Raw genomic sequence first — 17,245 nt, 5'->3', positions numbered from 1 at the left:
GCTCAATCGGCAGACAGCTCGAATCGCTGCATGCGTCGGTAGAGGGCCTGACGCGACAGCCCCAGCGCCCGCGCCGCACGACTGACCGTTCCCCCCGCTGCCTCCAGCGCAGCGCGGATGGTCTCCGCATCCGGCTCATCCAGATTGCGATGCGCTTCGGCCGCCGCGGTGCTCGGCAGATTCAGGTCTTCGCGGCGAATCTCGCCGTCCTGACAGAGCAATCGCGCCCGCTCCATGGCATTGCGTAGCTCACGCACGTTGCCCGGCCAGCGATGCTGCTCCAGCGCCCGGCGTGCATCGTCGGACAGCCCCACCTCGCCGCCAAGAAAATGCTCGGCCAGCGGCAGAATGTCATCCCGTCGTTCGGCCAGGGGCGGCAGCCGCAGCTCCATGACATTGAGTCGGTAATACAGGTCCTCACGAAAACTGCCGTCGGCAATCATTGCCGGCAAATCAGCGTTGGTGGCGCTGAGCACGCGCACCCGCGTCTTTAAGGTTCGCGATGAGCCCAGGCGCTCGAACTGTCCGGTCTCCAGCACCCGCAGCAGCTTCACCTGTCCGGATAGCGGCAGGTTGCCGATCTCATCGAGGAACAAGGTGCCGCCATCGGCCACCTCGAACCGCCCCGGCCGCGCGCGATTGGCGCCGGTGTAGGCCCCCGCCTCGGCGCCGAATAGCTCGGCCTCAATCAGCTCACCGGGCAATGCGCCACAGTTCACGGTGATAAACGGCCCCGACTTCACCGATGAATTGGCGTGGACGATGTCCGCAATCCGCTCCTTGCCAGCGCCATTGGGGCCGGTGATCAATACCGGCAAATCCGACCGGGCCACCTGACAGGCCAGTTCCAGCACGCGCTCGGTGGCATCCGAGCCGTAGACCACGCCCCGCAAGTCGTAGCGGGCCGCCAATGCGCTGCGTCGCCGCTGGCGCTCACGTCGAACACGGGAGACCTCGCGGGCGGTCTCTGACAGTTCCAGCAAGTTGGCGACCGTCGTGCCCAGCTTGTGATCGTCCCAGGGCTTGGCCACGTAGTCAGCCGCCCCGTTCTTCACCAGCTCGACCGCCGCCTCCAGATGGGTCCAGGCCGTGAGCAGGATGACCGGCAGGTCGGCGAATCGCTGGCGAATCTGTCGAAACAGCTGCTCGCCCTCCTCGCCCGACGTCGTGTCTTCGGTGAAGTTCATGTCCTGGATCACCAAATCCACTTCCTGCTCGTTCAGCAGCGCCAGCCCGGATTCCGGACCATCCGCGGTGAGCACATCGATATCGCGCAACGACAGCAGCAGCGACAGCGCCTCCCGAACGGCCGGGTTATCGTCAATGATCAGTACTGTGGACATGGGTCTCCAACCCGTTGTGGTCGATCGGCTTGCAGCCGATTGGTTCGGACCGCCCGACTCATGCGCGTGTCGCCAGCGCCGGCGGCACGCGCATCGCCCGCAATGCAGGCGGTAGCACGGCAACCTGCCCCAGCAGCCAGAGGCCAATCGCACCAGCCGGCAGGTAGCTCAGCGGCAATCTGGGTAATGCATAGTGCAGCATGAGCCAGGCGTTGACCGCATAGGCGGCAAACATGCCCACGGCCACGCCGGCGGTCACGATCAAAAAGTTCTCCAACTGAAAGTAGCGGAGGATGGCACCACGCGTGGCCCCCAAGGCCCGGCGCACCCCGATCTGTCGCCGCCGACGCTGCACCCAGAAACTCGCAAGCCCGACAATGCCCAGCGCGGTGACGATGAGCAGCGCCACCACCACGCCCGCCAGCAGTAAGGTCATGACACGGTCACCGCGGAAGAAGCGCTCGCGCAGCTGGGGGAAGGACTCCGCGCTCAGTGTCAGACGCCCCGGATGCACCGCCCGCAGCGCGGCCTCGGCATCCTGCAGCACGGCCTCGGCACTGCGACCTCGAAAACGCACCACATACTGGGCACCCGGCGCGTGACGCACCGGGTAAATCGTGCTGCTGTCGGCGTTGTCGAGATTGCGGAACGAGGGACGGATGAGACGATCAACCACGCCGATTACCCGGACCGGGTCAGCATCGGGATAGAACTGCTTGCCCAGGGCCGACTCACCGGGCCACAAGCGCTCGGCCAGCGTCTGGGTAATGATGGCCACCCCGTTGGTGCGCGCTTCTTCGCGGTACAGCGCCTCGAACTCGATGTACTCCTCGGGCAGAAAATCGCGGCCGGCGATCAGCGTGAGTCCCAGCGTCTTCACCAGATTGCCGGAGTCGAAATAATTCGTGGAACTGGTGATGCCGCGTCCATCCCGTTCGGTGGCCAAACTGGTATTCCAGGAAGAATTTCCGAACGGCACCTGCTGCACAGCGGCCACATCCACCACGCCGGCGACTTCACGCAGGGCCGCCAGGTCCTCGCCCACGCGCGCCGGGCGCTCTGCCTGGTCATCCAATGTGGCCGAGCGGATGCGGAGCAGCTCGGACTCCACCACCCCGCTGTCGACCTGCATGCGCTCGGTACGCGCCACCATGACGAACAGGGCGTTGCAGATAATGGCGCAGGCCAGTGCGATTTCGAAGGCAATGAGCAGCGCTGCCGTTTTCTGTTGCCGCAGCGCTTTCAGTACGGGTGCAATATCCATAACAGGCGTCCTTATTCGCTCTTCAACTGCAGGGCCGGGGCAATGCGACAGGCCTGCCACGCGGGCAGCAAACCGGCCAGGAGGCTGGCCAGCACAGACAGCCCCACGGCCAGCGCCAACATGTTGAGATCCAGCCGTGCAAACGCCGCGTAATCCACCGGTTGGAGCCGCACCGCAGCCAGGCCGGCCAGTGCCAGCAACACCCCCAGCACCGCGCCCACCAGGCCGATCATCGCGGCCTCCATCAGGTACTGGAGAAACACCGATCGCCGGGTGGCGCCCAATGCGCGCCGAACGCCGATCTCACCGGACCGGCGTAAGAACTTGGCCAGCATCAAGCCGATGGTGTTGACGATGCAGACCACCAGAAAGCCCAGCGCCACCCAGAACTGCAGGCGCACGTCATCGGGCACCACCTCGCGCACCTCCAGCCATTCGGTCAGGCTGTGTAGGCGCACGTTATCGGGCCGTTCGAACCGCCCCGCTTCCCGCTGGGCCTGGCTGTAACGCTCCAGGTACTGCCGGTAGGCGACCCGATCCTCGGGGGCATCCAGTTCCACCCAGTACTGCAACCACATGCAGACGCCAGATCGCTGCTGCTGCTCGGGCGATTGGCGTTCATCGCCAAAACAGGACATATCGCCGCTGCGCGCCATCTGCAGGTCAATCGAGGTTTCCAAGGGCAGAAAGGCGTCCTCGGAATCGGCGTAGGGGCCGGTCGTCAAATCATAGAAATGCGGGTTGGGCCGCCACTGATCGATCACCCCGATCACGCGGAAACGGTGATCGCCCAGACGGATGGACTCGCCAACACTGTTGGCGCCACCAAACACGCGCTCGTTCAGCGAACGCGACAGCACCACCACCTGGTCGCGGGCCTCGTCCTGCTCTGCCGTCCAGCCCGCTCCGTGGAGGAAAGGCACGTCGAACAAGGCGAAAAAATCTGCGGTGGTGTACCGGGTCTCGATGAGCACCGGTTCCTGATCGGGCGCCTCTGGCACGACCACCGATCCGCCGCCGCTCATCACTGCCTGATGCCGGCCACGACCGTCTCGCAGCAGATTCATGGCATCGACATAGGTCAGCTGGTGCGGCGGCTCGGCCCCCGGCTCGTAGAACATCGCGTCTTCCGGATCGACACGCGGGTAGAACAATCGATCGCTTTTCTCCGGCATCGGGTCACCGGACAGCACATGCATGACCGTCATGGTGGTCACGCTGGCGCCAATACCGATGCCGATAGCCACCACCATGAGCACGGTCAGTGCCGGATTGCGACGCAGGCTGCGCAGGGCGAGACGAAAATAATAGGCGAGCACCGGGGTCAGCCTCCGGCCACAGCCGCAAACCGCGGCTCTGCGGCATCGATGTCCACCACCTGCCCATCGACAATATGGACATTGCGCTGGGTGCGCGCCGCCAGCTCGGGGTCATGCGTGACCATGACGATGGTCGCGCCGTCGCGATGGACATCCTCGATCAATTCCATGACCGCGCGTGCCATTTGCGTGTCAAGATTGCCCGTGGGCTCGTCGGCCAGCAGCAGACGCGGCCGCCCCGCCAGGGCACGGGCAATGGCCACCCGCTGCTGCTGCCCGCCGGACAACTCCGCCGGGTAGTGCTTCATGCGGGCAGACAGGCCGACCCGCTCCAGGGCGTCTTCGATGCGACGCCGGCGTTCTCCAGCACGAAGGCCGCGGTAGCGCAGCGGCACATCCACGTTGTCGAACACGTTGAGATCGGGAATCAGGTTGAACGCCTGAAAGATGAATCCGATTTTTTCGTTCCGAATCTTCGAACGCGCATGGTCGTTCAGTGCACTGACATCCTGACCATCGAGTTCGTAGCGGCCGTTGCTGGCCGTTTCCAGCAAACCGGCAATGTTCAGGAACGTGGTCTTGCCGGAACCGGACGGTCCGGTCACGGCCACAAACTCCCCCTGCTGCACTTCGATGGAGAAATCGCGCAGTGCGAAGGTCTCGACAATCTCGGTGCGGAAGGCCTTGGATAAATGGGTCATCTTGAGCATGGCATCCACCTTATCGGCTGATCACGACGCGCTGGGCATCGTCAAAAGAATCGGTTCCGGAGATCACCAGGCGCTCGCCCTCGGTGACTCCGTCCAGTAGTTCGACACGATCAAGACTGACCGCACCGGTACGAATGATTCGGCGCTCGGCCACCTGGCCGTTCACCACATAGGCCACGCGCCCACCGCCGGCCTCGAGAAACGGCCCTCTGGGCACGGTTAACACGTCATCGCGGGCATCCAGTAGCACGCGAACCGACAAACGCTGATTCTGTCGTAAGCCCTCGGGCACGGAACCGAGGAACCGCACCCGCGCGGTCACCCGCCCCCGGACCACCTCTGGCGACACGGCGCTGACCTCGCCGTCGAACTGCTGCTGGTTGCCGCGAATCGTCGCGGGCATTCCCGGCAGCAAATCCCGCGCAAAGGCTTCCGGAACATCCAGTTCCACTTCCAGCGCGCTGAGGTCCACCACCGTCATCAGCGGCGCATCTTTGGCCGCAAAGCCGCGATCACTGACCAGCAGCTGCCCCACCTGACCGGCCACGGGCGAGCGCAGCGTCAGCAAATCCACCTGGCGTTGCAGTTCCTCAACAATCAAGCCCTGGGCGTCACGAGCCAAGCGCTTGGCCTCGACATCCAGATCCTGCCCCTCGCGCTGCAGATCCCGGTCCGAGCGAGCACGGTGGAGCGCGAATTCAGCTTTTTTGAGCGCCGCCTCTGTGCGCATACGCTCAATCTCAGGCATGACGCCCAGCTCGAAGGCGCGGGCCATGCGCGCATGCTCGGTGGCGGCGGCGTCCCGATCTACCCGGGCCTGCTGCAACGCCTCCTCAGCACGTAATTCCTGCTGGCGTACCGCCAGGCGCGCGCGCCCGTAATCGGCCGTCAGGGCTTGCAAGCGGGCTTTCTCCCGCGCCAGTTCGCTACGCAGTTCGGGGCTGTCCACCACCCCGAGAACCGTATCGACCGCCACGGCATCGCCGGCCTGAACATCCAGCCGGACCACGCCGGCGGCCGGGGCATGCAAGGTGGGACTGACGGCCGCAACCACCCGGCCATCTGCAGCAATGTCCCGTTCAAAACGCCCCCGCTCTGCCGCGGCGACTGACAGCCGGCTGAGTGAAACCGACTGCTCGGCGGACCATAGTGTCCAGAGTCGCGGCAGCAACCAAGCGGCCAGGCCGAGCAGCATCAACCCCACCAGGAGGGCTGCGATGCGGCCTGCGCCCCGCCGCCGGGGTGCCAGCATCCGGTCCTGACCACTGGTGCCACGCAGGCTGTCGACTGTCGAAACCATGGCTGCCGTGCTCAGAGATAAACGCATTCGCCTGCATCACAGGGCTGCGGCCGGAGCGGGGTCTGCAACACCGACCAGATTGCGGCAGCCGGGTCCTGCGACGGGTACGCGCACTGGCTGCGCAGCGCGACCGGAACCGGTGTCCACAACGGAGCGGGCTCCACCGTCAGGGCCACCGGCACGGGCTGGGCAACGCCGCCCAGGCCGGCCAATAGCTCGGCTGTCTGCCCAGCGATCTGGCGCGTAGCACGATGCTGCAGGGTCTCGGCCATCCGCTCGCGGTAGCGTTGCTGAGCCGGGTTGCGGTTCAGTTCGGCGGTGTAATCGATGGTCGTCGGCGTGGCCTGGTCTGGCGAGGTACCCGACTGGAAGCTGGCTCCAACGGGGGTCGTCAACAGGGCGCTGCAGAGGAAAAGCGTGGTCAGTGTGGCTCGCATGATCTTCTCTCGGGTTGGACTGTGCTTTCCTTAGCGCAACCTGCATACCACTTTTCGAAAATTTGTAACTTGCTGTTTTTATTTATTATTTTAACCTTCCCCACTCACTGAAAAGTGTCCGCGGACAGGTGTCCGGACAGTTTTGACCGTCCACCGGACAGGCCCGGACAACTCGCCATCACAGTCCGACTTTCGATAGACCCCCCTCTCACCAATCGGTGAGCGGGATTTGTATCCCACACCGGATGTGGCGACATGGTCAGAAGCCGATGATCAGGGTCTATTCTTGACTCAGGTCTACTCATGGTTCGCAGCGCTGCTCGCGCCTGTTCTCTGGCCCGCCGACACATGCCCCCGGTCGGTCTGGCGGGGCTGTTCATGCTGACCGCTCTGGTCTGCGGCGTCGCCGTCGCCCAGCCGCTGCCCCCGGACAGGCCAGATTTCCCGTCGCTGACGCTCGACGGTCCCCTGTCGGGTCAGGCTGCCGTGCTGGCGCTGGGCGATGACCTGGCAGCAGTGGCAGCGTATTACCGGATGCCTGCAGATGTGCTGGCAGCACTCCTCCAGAACGATCCGACCGCCCGCATTGATGGCGGCGGACGCATTTACTTTGTGGAAGACGGTCTTCATCAGCCCCTCGCCGCGTCCACTGCAGCGAGCAGCCAGACCACCGGCGCGCTGGACCGCTCCCGCACCTTCAACCTCTCCAGCCTGCCCGGGTCCAACCGGAGCATTTACCTGGATTTTGACGGCCACAGCATCACTGGCGAGGAGTGGAACAACGGCGCCCGCATCAACGCAGGGCCCTGGGACATCGATGGTCGCCCCGGCCAGTTCAGCGATCAGGAACATCGCATCATCCAGGCCGTCTGGCAGCGGGTGGCTGAAGATTTCGCGCCTTTTGATGTCAATGTCACCACGCGTGAGCCTGTGGAGTCAGACCTGATCCGCGACAGCCGAAATGATGGACGATTCGGCATGCGCGTGGTCATCACGCCCAACACCTTCTACGACTGTGATTGCGGGGGTGTGGCCTATCTGAGCGTGTTCGATTATTTCGGGTCAAACCCCGGCCGCTACCAGCCTGCTTGGGTGTTCAACAGTTCGGAAGAAACCATTGCCGAAGCGGTCTCGCATGAGGCGGGACACACGCTGGGTCTGCGTCACGACGGTGTGGATTCAGACCCCTATTACCGGGGACACGGTTCGGGTGCGACCAGCTGGGCACCGATCATGGGCATTAGCTACGGACAGGCGGTCACCCAATGGAGCCGAGGCGAGTACGCGGGCGCCAACAACACCCAGGATGACATCGCCACCATGCCTGACAATGGCGCAGCCCTGCGTCTGGACGATGCAGGCGATGGTCCGAACACGGCAAACCGGCTTCAGGTCCGACTGTCAGGCGGCACCCAGCGCGTAGAGCATACCGGCACCATCACCCGCGACGAAGACACGGACTGGCTGATGTTCGTGGCCGGCGCCGGCCCCGCCGGCTTTACGATCGAACCCGGTCCGATTCGTCCCAACCTTGATGTCCGTCTGCAGTTAATCGACAGCGACGGCGTCATGCTGGCCGATGCCAGCCCACGCGATCGGCTGGGCGCATCGCTGGCGGTCGAACTGGGTGGCGGCACTTATTATTTGGTGGTTGATGGCGTCGGCACGGGTAACCCCACCGTGGCCTACTCCGACTACGGCAGCATCGGCGCCTACCGGATCACCGGCAGCTATCCCGACACCGATGCGCAGCCCCCGGTGGCCCGCTTTACCACCAGCCCCGAGCAAGGCGGTACACCACAATGGGTCAGCACGGATGCCAGCGACTCGCAGGACCCGGACGGCCGGATCGTCGACTATCGCTGGGACTTCGGCGACGGTCGCATCGCGGAAGGCCCGCAGGCCTATTGCACGTACTCGCAGCCCGGCACCTACATGATCAGCCTGACCGTGCGCGATAACGATGGACTGGGCGATGCCCTGCGAAAAGCCGTCACGATCACCGCGACGCCATCCGTGTCCACCGTGGGCGCGCCGGTGACCGCCGCCACCGAAGGCGACCCTCTGAACCAATGCATGCCCGGGGAGCAATCCGAGCAATCGGGTAACACAAACGGACGCACCAACTCCACGCCGCAGGGCAATCAGGACGACCCTGTGGCCAGCGATGATGACCCGGCGGTCGCACCGGACGCTCCGTCCTCAGCCGGCAGCGGGGCCGTCGCACCCTGGACGTTGTTGCTGCTGCTCATGCTGACGGCAGGCCGATACCACAGCCGATTTCACGCCGCCTTCAGATTTCTCCCGATCGGCTGAGCGGCGGCTGGGCTGAACTGCGCGCAGACGCAACGAACAGGCGGTCTGTTCACATCCTGTTGACCTGGGCGCCTTTAGGATCGCCACGCGCACGTCACCCCGGGCCGGTCGAGCACCGGGGGCCACGCGCTCAGGAGATGACATGACAACAACCCATACCACCGGCAACGCGAATCTGGACCGGGTGCTCGGAGGCGGCTTGGCCGCTGGCAGCGCCATGGTCATCGCGGGTGCCCCCGGCACCGGCAAGACCGTCCTCGCGCAGCAAATCGCGTTCGCCAGTGCGACCCAGCAGGCGCCGGCTGTGTACGTCACCAGCCTGTCTGAATCGCAGGTCAAGCTGGTGCGACATCTGGAAGGCTTCACCTTCTTCGACAAGGCAGCCCTGGACAACCGCGTGCGTTACCAGGATGTCTCGGAGTTTCTGGACAAGGCGCCGGATGACGGCGACGCCATCGGCTCGATCGTCGATCAGATCACCCGCATGGCTTTGCAGGAGCGCCCCGCCGTGCTGGTGATCGACTCCGCCAAGGCCCTACGCGACCACGGTGACGCCGCTTCTTTTCGCACCTATATGCACCGACTGGTCAGCCGTCTGTCCTTTAGCGACACGGTCCTCATTCTGGTGGGCGAGTACGTCGGAGACGACCTGACCAAAGGCGCCGAGTTTGCAGTGGCCGATGCCATTATCGAACTCAGTCTGGAGCACAGCGGCTGGCAGGATCAGCGCAGCCTGCGGGTCCACAAGATGCGTGGCCGCCGCTATCTCGCTGGCCGACATGCCTACGAAATCACCGAGTCCGGTGCCTGTGTCTATCCCCGCATCGAAAGCGTCGTGGACCGCAGCACGGACCAGACATCGGGACGGGTCTCCGTTGGCGTGCCCGGCATCGACCAACTCGCAGGCGGTGGCCTGCCTCGTGGCGATGTGACGCTGGTGACTGGCCCCTCCGGCGCCGGCAAAACCGTCATGAGCCTGCAGTTCGTCCGCGAGGGCCTGCGCCAGGGTGAGCGATGCGTTTACGTGGCACTGGAAGAGACGGCATCAGCCATTCGGGACAAGGCCCGGGCGTTTGGCTGGAGCGAGATCGAGGAGGGGCTGGCATCGGGACGGCTGGTCATCCGCGAGGAGCCCATCGTCGAACTGGTTACCGACCGGCTCGCAAACCAGATTTCGCAGGATCTGGCAGCGAAGCCGGACCGCTTCGTCTTCGATTCCATGGGCGAACTGGCAACGCTTGCCAAACAGCAACAACGCTACCCCGGCCTGATCTGGTCGCTGGCGCAGCACGCGCGCTCGTCGGGCGCCTCGGTGTTGTTCACGCTGGAAACCACCGCCATGGGCTCGCAACATAGCGTGGATGCACTCAGTCACCTGTTCCAAAATGTCATCGTCATGCGCTACATGGCTGATCACTCGGAAATCCGTCGGGCCTTGCTCGTGCTGAAGATGCGGGATTCCGCACACGCCAAGGGCATGATCCGCTTCGACGTCACCGAATCCGGCATGGTCGCGGACACCAAGGAACTCACGTCCGTCGAAGGCCTGCTGGGCTGGGGGGCGCTCAGTGGTCATCGTCAGCAATGAGTGTGTTGGTGGTCGATGACGAAGAATCGGTGCGATTCATCTGCGAAATCGTGCTGGGCTCAGCCGGCATTCCGGTGATTACGGCCAGCAGCGCCGACGACGCACTGGAAATACTCGACACTGAAGCCGAACGCATCACGTTGGTCATCTCCGACTATCACATGCCGGGGACCCGCGGCGACGAGCTGGTCGAGCAGATTGTGGCCCGCTACCCGGACCTGCCCACCCTACTGTGGTCGACGGTGGAGAACCGTGAGCGCGGCATTGCGCTCAAGGACCCGATGGCCAAGGAGTTCCCGCAGCGGGTCCAGACGCTGGCGTCCTGATCCCGACCGCGGGGCGGCCAGCCGGGGGCTCAGGCCGCCCCGGTCAGGGCCTCTTTGAGCCGACCCAGCTCGTCCCGCTTACGCGCCGCCGCCTCGAACTCCAGATTGGCGGCGGCTTCGTACATCTCCTTCTCGACGCGCTTGATGCGCTTGGCCAGCGCCGCCGGGTCTCGCGCATCGTAGGCGGCCTGTTTTTCGGCCACCTTCTGTAGCGCGGCATCGCCCGACACCGACTCGTAGCCCGCGCGCATGACGTCGGCCACGGCCTTACGAATGCCCTGCGGCGTGATGCCATGCGCCTTGTTATGAGCCAGCTGTTTGGCGCGTCGGCGTTCCGTTTCATCCAGCGCGCGTCTCATGGACTGGGTGATCTCGTCCGCGTAGAGAATCGCCTTGCCATTGAGGTTGCGCGCCGCGCGGCCAATGGTCTGGATCAGCGACCGATCCGAACGCAGGAAACCCTCCTTGTCGGCGTCCAGAATCGCCACCAGCGACACTTCGGGTAAATCCAGCCCCTCGCGCAGCAGGTTGATACCGACCAGACAGTCAAACGCGCCCAGACGCAGGTCGCGCAGAATCTCGGCGCGTTCCACCGTGTCGATATCCGAGTGCAGGTAACGCACCCGAACGCCATGCTCGTGCAGATAGTCGGTGAGGTCCTCGGACATCCGCTTGGTCAGCGTCGTCACCAGCACGCGCTCGTCACGCTCGGCCCGGGCCTGCACCTCGCTGAGCAGGTCATCGACCTGGGTGCGCACCGGGCGGATTTCGACCTCGGGATCGACCAGCCCGGTGGGGCGCACCACCTGCTCGACCACCTGCCCGGCATGGTCGGCCTCGTAGTTACCCGGCGTGGCCGAAACGAAAATGGCCTGGGGCGCCAGGCGCTCGAACTCCTCGAACTTCAACGGCCGGTTATCCAACGCCGATGGAAGGCGAAAGCCGTACTCCACCAAGGTTTCCTTGCGCGACCGATCTCCCTTGTACATGGCCCCGATCTGGGGAATCGTGACATGCGATTCATCGATGACCAGCAGCGAATCCGGCGGCAGATAATCGAATAGGCACGGCGGTGGCTCGCCCGGTGCCCGACCCGAGATATAGCGCGAGTAGTTCTCGATCCCGTTGCAATAGCCCAGCTCCTGGATCATCTCCAGATCGAAGGTGGTTCGCTGCTCCAGCCGCTGGGCTTCCAGCAGCTTGCCAGCCTCGCGCAGTTGCGCCAGCCGGTCCTTGAGCTCGACCTTGACCTGATCCATGAGCTTGACCATCTGCTCGCGCGGCGTGACGTAATGCGTCTTCGGGAACACCGTATAGCGCGGCACCTTGGCCGTGACCTCGCCGGTGAGCGGGTCGAACAGCGACAGGCTGTCGATCTCATCATCGAACAGCTCGATGCGCAGGGCCTCGTCGTCGGTTTCTGCCGGATGCACGTCGATGACATCACCGCGCACGCGGTAGGTGCCGCGTTTGAGCTCCATGTCATTGCGGGTGTACTGCATGGACGCGAGCCGGCGTAGCAGCTCGCGCTGGTCCAGGCGGTCGCCGCGATCCAGGTGCAGCACCATCTTGAAGTAGCTCTCAGGATCACCCAGACCATAAATCGAGGACACCGAGGCCACGATGATGGTGTCGCGTCGCTCCATCAACGCCTTGGTGGCGGAGAGCCGCATCTGCTCGATGTGGTCGTTAATGCTGGAATCCTTCTCGATGAAGGTATCCGACGACGGCACATAAGCCTCGGGCTGGTAGTAATCGTAGTAGCTGACGAAATATTCCACGGCATTGTTCGGGAAAAACTCGCGGAACTCACCGTACAGCTGACCAGCCAGCGTCTTGTTCGGCGCCATGACAATCGTGGGCCGTTGTAGCTGCTGAATGACATTGGCGATGGCGTAGGTCTTGCCGGAGCCGGTCACGCCGAGCAGGGTCTGGTGGGAGAGCCCATCTTCAATCCCTTCCACCATCCGGGCGATGGCGGTGGGCTGGTCGCCAGCAGGCGCCCAATCGGCCTTGATTTCGAATCGATCCGTCACGGAATGCTGCGCGGGAACTGGGCGCGCCATGATACGCCCTCCGGCACTGTTGACGCCGCTGTAGAGGGCCAGCAGCGGTGTGCATCGTCCCCCTTTTGATACGGCCGGCCAGCGGCTTGCGCTAGGCTGAAGTTGCGTGGGGGGGTCACGGCCACCGCGTTTCTTGCCGCCGATGGAAAACCGTATGGACGAATCCAACAAGATTCTCAGCAACCCCGCCATTTCGCCACGCGCGATTCGCTACCACTTGCTCACGATGTCGCTGGCACTGCTTTGCACGGTGGCCGGGATCGTGCTGATCCCGCTCATGCTGCCCATCATGCGCTGGTACTACAGCCGCTATTTCAAAACGCTGAATGTGGTGCTGACCACGCGCGAACTACAGGTAGACCGGGGACTCTGGAACCGGGAGGAGAAAAGCATCCCGCTGGAGAAGATCACCGATCTTGCGACCTTCCAGGGGCCAGTGATGCGCTACATGAATCTCAAGGGTCTGCGGGTCGAAACCGCCGGCCAAAGCGGCAGCGGAGGCGCGCTGGTTCGCCTGATCGGCCTGGAAGACACCGAGGCCTTTCGCGCACTGGCGCTACGCCAGCGTGACCGGGTCACCGAAGCGTCGGCCCCTGCGCCCGCCCCAGAAGCCGATGCCGCCACGCCCCTGCTCACCGAGATCCGTGACACGCTCATCCGCATCGAACGACGCCTGGGCGAGCCGACCAAGGACTGAATGGTCAGATGCGCGGTTTGCCACACGTTGTTTGGTCGGTGTTCGAGCGACCCGTATCATACGCACGCCTTTTCACCTCAGCTGGAGTCAGTCCATTGAAACTGTCCGACCGCGTACAACGCATCAAGCCCTCCCCGACCCTGGCCGTGACCGCTCGTGCGGCCGAACTGCGTCGCCAGGGCAAGGACATTATTGGACTGGGGGCCGGAGAGCCGGATTTCCCGACGCCGGCCCATGTGCGTGCGGCGGGCAAGAGCGCCATTGATGACGGTTTTACCCGCTATACCGCGGTCGGCGGTACGCCCGAACTCAAAGACGCCATCTGCGCCAAGTTTCAACGGGACAACGCGCTGAGTTACACCCCGGAACAAATCCTGGTGTCCTGCGGCGGCAAGCAGAGCTTCTTCAACCTCTGCCAGGCCATGATCGATGACGGTGACGAAGTCATCATTCCCGCGCCCTACTGGGTCAGCTACCCCGACATGGTCCTGCTCGCCGGCGGCAAGCCGGTGGTCATCGAAACCGGCATGGATGCCGCATTCAAGATCACGCCGGAGCAGCTGGAAGCCGCGATCACGCCCAAGACACGGCTCATCGTGCTCAACAGCCCATCCAACCCCAGCGGCAAGGCCTATACCCAGGCCGAGCTGGCTGCGCTGGGCCAGGTGCTGCTCAAGCATCCCGACGTGTTTGTCGCCACCGACGACATGTATGAACACATTCTGTGGACCGACGACGCGTTCGCGAACATTCTCAACGCAACGCCCGAGCTCTACGAGCGCTGCATTGTGCTCAACGGCGTGTCCAAAGCCTATGCCATGACGGGCTGGCGCATCGGCTACGCAGCCGGCCCGGCTGCGCTGATCAAGGCCATGAGCAAAATCCAGTCGCAAAGCACCTCGAACCCCACGTCGATCTCGCAAAAGGCGTCAGAAGCCGCACTTAACGGCGATCAGGATTGCGTCAAAGAAATGCTGGTCGCCTTCAAGCAGCGCCACGATGCGGTGGTCGCAGGCCTCAACGCCCTGCCCGGCGTCAGCTGCCTGGAATCGGACGGCACCTTCTACGCGTTTCCGGACATGAGTGGCCTGATCGACGCCCTACCCGAAGTCGATAACGACCTACAACTGGGCGAGTACCTGATCGAACAGGCCGGCGTGGCCCTCGTGCCCGGCACCGCATTCGGCACACCCGGCCACATGCGGCTGTCCTTCGCCACCGACCTGCCCACCCTGGAACGCGCGCTGGAACGTCTGAGCCAGGTCGCCAACCGCTGATCAGCCACCACCGTTCATGAACCAACAACGCCCGGCTCGACCGGGCGTTGTCGTATCTGGCGCCAGGCGCCCCGAAGAAATGCCGGAAACAATTCAGAGCGAGAGGCGCAGTTGCAGCCTGTGGCCTGTGGCTCGGCGCGATGCGGATTTCCATGAAGGCCAGGGCCGTAAGAGCCCATCAACAGGCCGAATAAACGACCGCAACCGCACCGCTATCGCCGCGATCTAGACGTCTTCGACTGCCCGGTTGCGGGAGGAGTCCATATACGGCTTGTTGGGCGGCCGCCTATCCCCAGAAGCAGGCGTATTCATCTTCTTCAACGATCTCGAGAAATTCTTTGACTGTTTCAGAATACAGATGTGGCTCGTAACCGTGCCACTTCAAATCTGCCCTCATCCAGAAAATCTTCCAGACATTTCTCGTCTTGATGTACGAGGCCTTCGCAACCTCGTTCCTGAGAATTTCGCCTACCTTCTGCCAATGTGGGCGGACTTCGAAGATGATGATGCTTTGATTCTCAAGCTTGAACTGAATATCAAGTTGCGGCCGAATATGTGCAGGAGGCCGCTTTGCCTCGATGTAGGCAGCAACCTCTGCTTGAACTCTGCGCTGGGTTAACTCATCAAGCGCCACCCATCCTCCAAGACCTTTCGATCTGTCGCTGAAATCTCATACCGACGCCCAACGCCTTGCTTCAGCCGCGAAATTCACGCGCCGCGTAAATTTTGTCGACTGGAAGTACTTGTTAGGCGACTGCGGTATGCCGTTGAAAAATATGACGTTTCGCATCAAAAGCCCAAGAACAGCATATCCAGCGCCGCCGAAATTTCGTGCTGCTGCTCGGCAAGACTACCGATGCCAACACGCAGCTCACTTTCTGGGATGGCAGCCATGAATTGTGTGGCCATCATGAGTTCCTGCCCCTCGACCTCGAACATTGGGTTCAGCCGTTGGGCTGGAGAGGGTGCAGCAGATTTAGGCAGCAAAGGCACAACAACTCGAGTGTTTAAACCACTGAGAAGATCGGCCTGAACATCGAGCAGATAACCCGAACCGCCTTCGTTTCGGAAGATATCGAAACGAGCCATCAGAACCGACGATGCTGAGCCAACGGTAGGCCGTTTGCGTCGACGTATGCGTTTGAACTAGCCAAAGCTCCGGCGTTTTCCTTCAGCCACTTCTGCCGTTTGTGTCGCTTCACTGCCTCAGCGATTCCCGCCTCGGCAGATCGGGACACGTTGATTCCGAGTGATTTCGCCTCTTTCAGCAAGGCGCTATCCAAGGAAAGGTTCGTAGGCTTACGAACGGATTTAGTCGTTTCTGCAGCCCGCATCGCAAGACCTCTCACTGTGAGACTGGCTCAACTATATGCGCATGTTTAATGCGCATCAACACTGCAGGATGTTTGGCCGCGCAACGAAGGTGGATTTGGCCCCTCATTGAGTCGCCTATCGCCTGAGTTCACCGGCATTTGAGGCGATGCCTGTTCTTGCGAAAGACAAAATGGGCAGCGGGTCAAATGTCCGGTGCAACGATTGGTTGGGCGACAACTCCTCCGACCTATCCAGTCCAATTCTCAACGCGAATCCCCGGCACTCTTGAGAACTCCGAGACGTTGTTCGTGACCACGATCAGCCCTAGTGAACGGGCATGACCAGCGATCATTTGATCGTATGGGCCTATGGGCGTGCCGGCTTTGGCGAGTTCTGCCCGGATTTGTCCGGTGTGTGCAGCGGCAGAAGAGTCGAAATCCTTGATCGCGAGTCGGGCTAGGAAACCCTCTACATCTTTCAGGTTTCGGGCGACCGCAGCTGACTTCTCTGCGCCGTAGATCAGCTCCATCTGCGTGATGGTAGAAACGCACATCTGCCCGTCATGCTCGATGAAGGTCTTGCGAACGGAATCTGGACGATTCTTGATCGTATAGATGCAAATGTTGGTATCCAGGAGATACTTGAGCACTAGAAACCTTCCCGCTCTTGATCATTCGGTTGATCACGGGATTGCATGAAATCAGCCGTCACGCCCTCGGAAGAAAACCAGCTGTCCCAAGATTCACCAGCTGGTGAGATAAGGCGGGATCTGCCCATAGGCACAATATCAACTTGTTTCACTGATTCCGGCAGAGCAACAGCCTTCGGCAGGCGTACGGCCTGGCTTGTGTTGCTCTTAAAAACGCCACCTCTTTCCATCTCACACCTCGCGGATATACACCCTACATATCCACTATACGCCTGGCGACGGATATGTCAACCGTATATCCGTCCCGGCGGATGGCACCTGCCTTCCGCTTTTGTCGCCCAACGCCGCCCATCAGCCGCCCATCAGCCGCCCATCAGCCGCCCATTTGGAGCGTAGCGGAAAATGGGTCGGATGCATGGGCTTGTTATATTGCTCCATCGTTTTGAGCAATACGGCGGTGTTTGAGGTAGCCGATCGCGACCGCAAGGACGGCGTAGGCTCAGGAAACAAGTGCAACACTATCCAAAAAGAGTGTTGCCATGTCATCCAGCTACCATCACCTGAGTCCAGAAGAGCGTGCGACCATCATGATTCAGCACGGCCAGGGCGCCACGCTTAGTTCGATCGCACGCCTGTTAG

General features: G+C 62.5%; 18 protein-coding genes. 6 read left to right on the top strand and 12 right to left on the bottom strand.

Annotation, left to right across the window (positions count from 1 at the left end):
- Positions 1 to 2 precede the first annotated feature (2 nt).
- From DEH80_RS01845 to DEH80_RS01820, 6 genes are read right to left on the bottom strand one after another with little or no spacing between them, the layout of a single operon-like run.
- The gene (locus tag DEH80_RS01845) at positions 3 to 1,343 is read right to left on the bottom strand and encodes a sigma-54-dependent transcriptional regulator (RefSeq protein WP_109718778.1); all 1,341 of its coding nucleotides are present in this window, start codon (positions 1,341 to 1,343) and stop codon (positions 3 to 5) included.
- A 58-nt stretch (positions 1,344 to 1,401) separates the two neighbouring features.
- On the bottom strand, positions 1,402 to 2,607 hold the full coding sequence (locus tag DEH80_RS01840; RefSeq protein ID WP_109718777.1) for an ABC transporter permease: 1,206 nt from the start codon (positions 2,605 to 2,607) through the stop codon (positions 1,402 to 1,404).
- A gap of 11 nt (positions 2,608 to 2,618) precedes the next feature.
- Positions 2,619 to 3,926 (bottom strand): ABC transporter permease, encoded by a 1,308-nt coding sequence (locus DEH80_RS01835; protein ID WP_109718776.1) that lies wholly within the window; start codon positions 3,924 to 3,926, stop codon positions 2,619 to 2,621.
- Between the two features lie 5 nt (positions 3,927 to 3,931).
- Positions 3,932 to 4,636 (bottom strand): ABC transporter ATP-binding protein, encoded by a 705-nt coding sequence (locus tag DEH80_RS01830; protein WP_109719007.1) that lies wholly within the window; start codon positions 4,634 to 4,636, stop codon positions 3,932 to 3,934.
- A gap of 10 nt (positions 4,637 to 4,646) precedes the next feature.
- Positions 4,647 to 5,963, bottom strand: coding sequence for an efflux RND transporter periplasmic adaptor subunit (locus tag DEH80_RS01825; protein WP_207774392.1), 1,317 nt, complete (start codon positions 5,961 to 5,963; stop codon positions 4,647 to 4,649).
- Positions 5,948 to 6,373 carry a hypothetical protein gene (locus DEH80_RS01820; RefSeq protein ID WP_109718775.1) on the bottom strand — a complete coding sequence of 142 codons (426 nt, stop codon included), beginning with the start codon at positions 6,371 to 6,373 and terminating at the stop codon, positions 5,948 to 5,950. Before DEH80_RS01820 ends, DEH80_RS01825 begins: the two co-directional genes overlap by 16 nt.
- Before the next feature lie 348 nt (positions 6,374 to 6,721).
- Here DEH80_RS01820 and DEH80_RS17675 point away from each other — a divergent pair, with 348 nt between their 5' ends.
- The 3 genes from DEH80_RS17675 (at position 6,722) to DEH80_RS01805 (ending at position 10,603) form a co-directional block, all read left to right on the top strand.
- A complete protein-coding gene (locus tag DEH80_RS17675; RefSeq protein ID WP_165831239.1) occupies positions 6,722 to 8,689 on the top strand; it encodes a PKD domain-containing protein in 1,968 nt (655 codons plus the stop codon).
- Positions 8,690 to 8,831: 142 nt separating this feature from the next.
- Positions 8,832 to 10,277, top strand: a complete 1,446-nt coding sequence (locus tag DEH80_RS01810; protein ID WP_109718773.1) for a DUF7125 family protein — start codon at positions 8,832 to 8,834, stop codon at positions 10,275 to 10,277.
- Positions 10,274 to 10,603: a response regulator gene (locus tag DEH80_RS01805; RefSeq protein WP_109718772.1), complete on the top strand. Its 330-nt coding sequence runs from the start codon at positions 10,274 to 10,276 to the stop codon at positions 10,601 to 10,603. The genes DEH80_RS01810 and DEH80_RS01805 overlap by 4 nt, the downstream gene beginning before the upstream one ends.
- 29 nt (positions 10,604 to 10,632) lie before the next feature.
- Here DEH80_RS01805 and uvrB read toward each other — a convergent pair whose 3' ends face one another.
- Positions 10,633 to 12,669, bottom strand: coding sequence for an excinuclease ABC subunit UvrB (uvrB, locus tag DEH80_RS01800; RefSeq protein WP_109718771.1), 2,037 nt, complete (start codon positions 12,667 to 12,669; stop codon positions 10,633 to 10,635).
- Positions 12,670 to 12,823: 154 nt separating this feature from the next.
- Here uvrB and DEH80_RS01795 point away from each other — a divergent pair, with 154 nt between their 5' ends.
- Together DEH80_RS01795 and DEH80_RS01790 are read left to right on the top strand one after the other, a co-directional pair.
- A complete protein-coding gene (locus DEH80_RS01795; RefSeq protein WP_165831238.1) occupies positions 12,824 to 13,366 on the top strand; it encodes a PH domain-containing protein in 543 nt (180 codons plus the stop codon).
- 95 nt (positions 13,367 to 13,461) lie between these two features.
- Positions 13,462 to 14,643: a pyridoxal phosphate-dependent aminotransferase gene (locus DEH80_RS01790; RefSeq protein ID WP_243412729.1), complete on the top strand. Its 1,182-nt coding sequence runs from the start codon at positions 13,462 to 13,464 to the stop codon at positions 14,641 to 14,643.
- Positions 14,644 to 14,929: 286 nt separating this feature from the next.
- Here the strand turns inward: DEH80_RS01790 and DEH80_RS01785 are convergent, their stop codons facing one another.
- The 5 genes from DEH80_RS01785 to vapB form a co-directional block, all read right to left on the bottom strand.
- Positions 14,930 to 15,277: a DUF3024 domain-containing protein gene (locus DEH80_RS01785; RefSeq protein ID WP_109718768.1), complete on the bottom strand. Its 348-nt coding sequence runs from the start codon at positions 15,275 to 15,277 to the stop codon at positions 14,930 to 14,932.
- A gap of 155 nt (positions 15,278 to 15,432) precedes the next feature.
- Entirely contained in the window at positions 15,433 to 15,732 is a 300-nt protein-coding gene (locus tag DEH80_RS01780; RefSeq protein ID WP_109718767.1) for a CcdB family protein, read from the bottom strand.
- Positions 15,732 to 15,977, bottom strand: a complete 246-nt coding sequence (locus DEH80_RS17730; RefSeq protein ID WP_109718766.1) for a type II toxin-antitoxin system CcdA family antitoxin — start codon at positions 15,975 to 15,977, stop codon at positions 15,732 to 15,734. Before DEH80_RS17730 ends, DEH80_RS01780 begins: the two co-directional genes overlap by 1 nt.
- Before the next feature lie 227 nt (positions 15,978 to 16,204).
- Entirely contained in the window at positions 16,205 to 16,606 is a 402-nt protein-coding gene (vapC, locus tag DEH80_RS01770) for a type II toxin-antitoxin system tRNA(fMet)-specific endonuclease VapC (protein WP_109718765.1), read from the bottom strand.
- The gene (vapB, locus tag DEH80_RS01765; protein ID WP_109718764.1) at positions 16,606 to 16,836 is read right to left on the bottom strand and encodes a type II toxin-antitoxin system VapB family antitoxin; all 231 of its coding nucleotides are present in this window, start codon (positions 16,834 to 16,836) and stop codon (positions 16,606 to 16,608) included. The genes vapC and vapB overlap by 1 nt, the downstream gene beginning before the upstream one ends.
- A 309-nt stretch (positions 16,837 to 17,145) precedes the next feature.
- Between vapB and DEH80_RS17785 the strand changes: the two genes are divergently transcribed.
- A partial coding sequence (locus tag DEH80_RS17785) for a helix-turn-helix domain-containing protein (RefSeq protein WP_133249082.1) occupies positions 17,146 to 17,245 on the top strand: 100 nt, incomplete at its 3' end.

The organism is Abyssibacter profundi, assembly GCF_003151135.1.
Lineage (GTDB): Bacteria > Pseudomonadota > Gammaproteobacteria > Nevskiales > OUC007 > Abyssibacter > Abyssibacter profundi.
The sequence above is the reverse complement of the archived record's forward strand: the minus strand, read 5'-3'. Positions and strand labels throughout refer to the sequence as shown.

Coding starts and splice junctions, on each gene's coding strand:
- DEH80_RS01830 (WP_109719007.1), bottom strand. CDS start 4,636: ATGCTCAAGATGACCCATTTATCCAAGGCCTTCCGCACCGAGATTGTC.
- uvrB (WP_109718771.1), bottom strand. CDS start 12,669: ATGGCGCGCCCAGTTCCCGCGCAGCATTCCGTGACGGATCGATTCGAA.
- DEH80_RS01820 (WP_109718775.1), bottom strand. CDS start 6,373: ATGCGAGCCACACTGACCACGCTTTTCCTCTGCAGCGCCCTGTTGACG.
- DEH80_RS01810 (WP_109718773.1), top strand. CDS start 8,832: ATGACAACAACCCATACCACCGGCAACGCGAATCTGGACCGGGTGCTC.
- DEH80_RS01795 (WP_165831238.1), top strand. CDS start 12,824: ATGGACGAATCCAACAAGATTCTCAGCAACCCCGCCATTTCGCCACGC.
- DEH80_RS01845 (WP_109718778.1), bottom strand. CDS start 1,343: ATGTCCACAGTACTGATCATTGACGATAACCCGGCCGTTCGGGAGGCG.
- DEH80_RS17730 (WP_109718766.1), bottom strand. CDS start 15,977: ATGCGGGCTGCAGAAACGACTAAATCCGTTCGTAAGCCTACGAACCTT.
- DEH80_RS01840 (WP_109718777.1), bottom strand. CDS start 2,607: ATGGATATTGCACCCGTACTGAAAGCGCTGCGGCAACAGAAAACGGCA.
- DEH80_RS01825 (WP_207774392.1), bottom strand. CDS start 5,963: ATGCGTTTATCTCTGAGCACGGCAGCCATGGTTTCGACAGTCGACAGC.
- vapB (WP_109718764.1), bottom strand. CDS start 16,836: ATGGAAAGAGGTGGCGTTTTTAAGAGCAACACAAGCCAGGCCGTACGC.
- DEH80_RS17675 (WP_165831239.1), top strand. CDS start 6,722: ATGCCCCCGGTCGGTCTGGCGGGGCTGTTCATGCTGACCGCTCTGGTC.
- DEH80_RS01780 (WP_109718767.1), bottom strand. CDS start 15,732: ATGGCTCGTTTCGATATCTTCCGAAACGAAGGCGGTTCGGGTTATCTG.
- DEH80_RS01805 (WP_109718772.1), top strand. CDS start 10,274: ATGAGTGTGTTGGTGGTCGATGACGAAGAATCGGTGCGATTCATCTGC.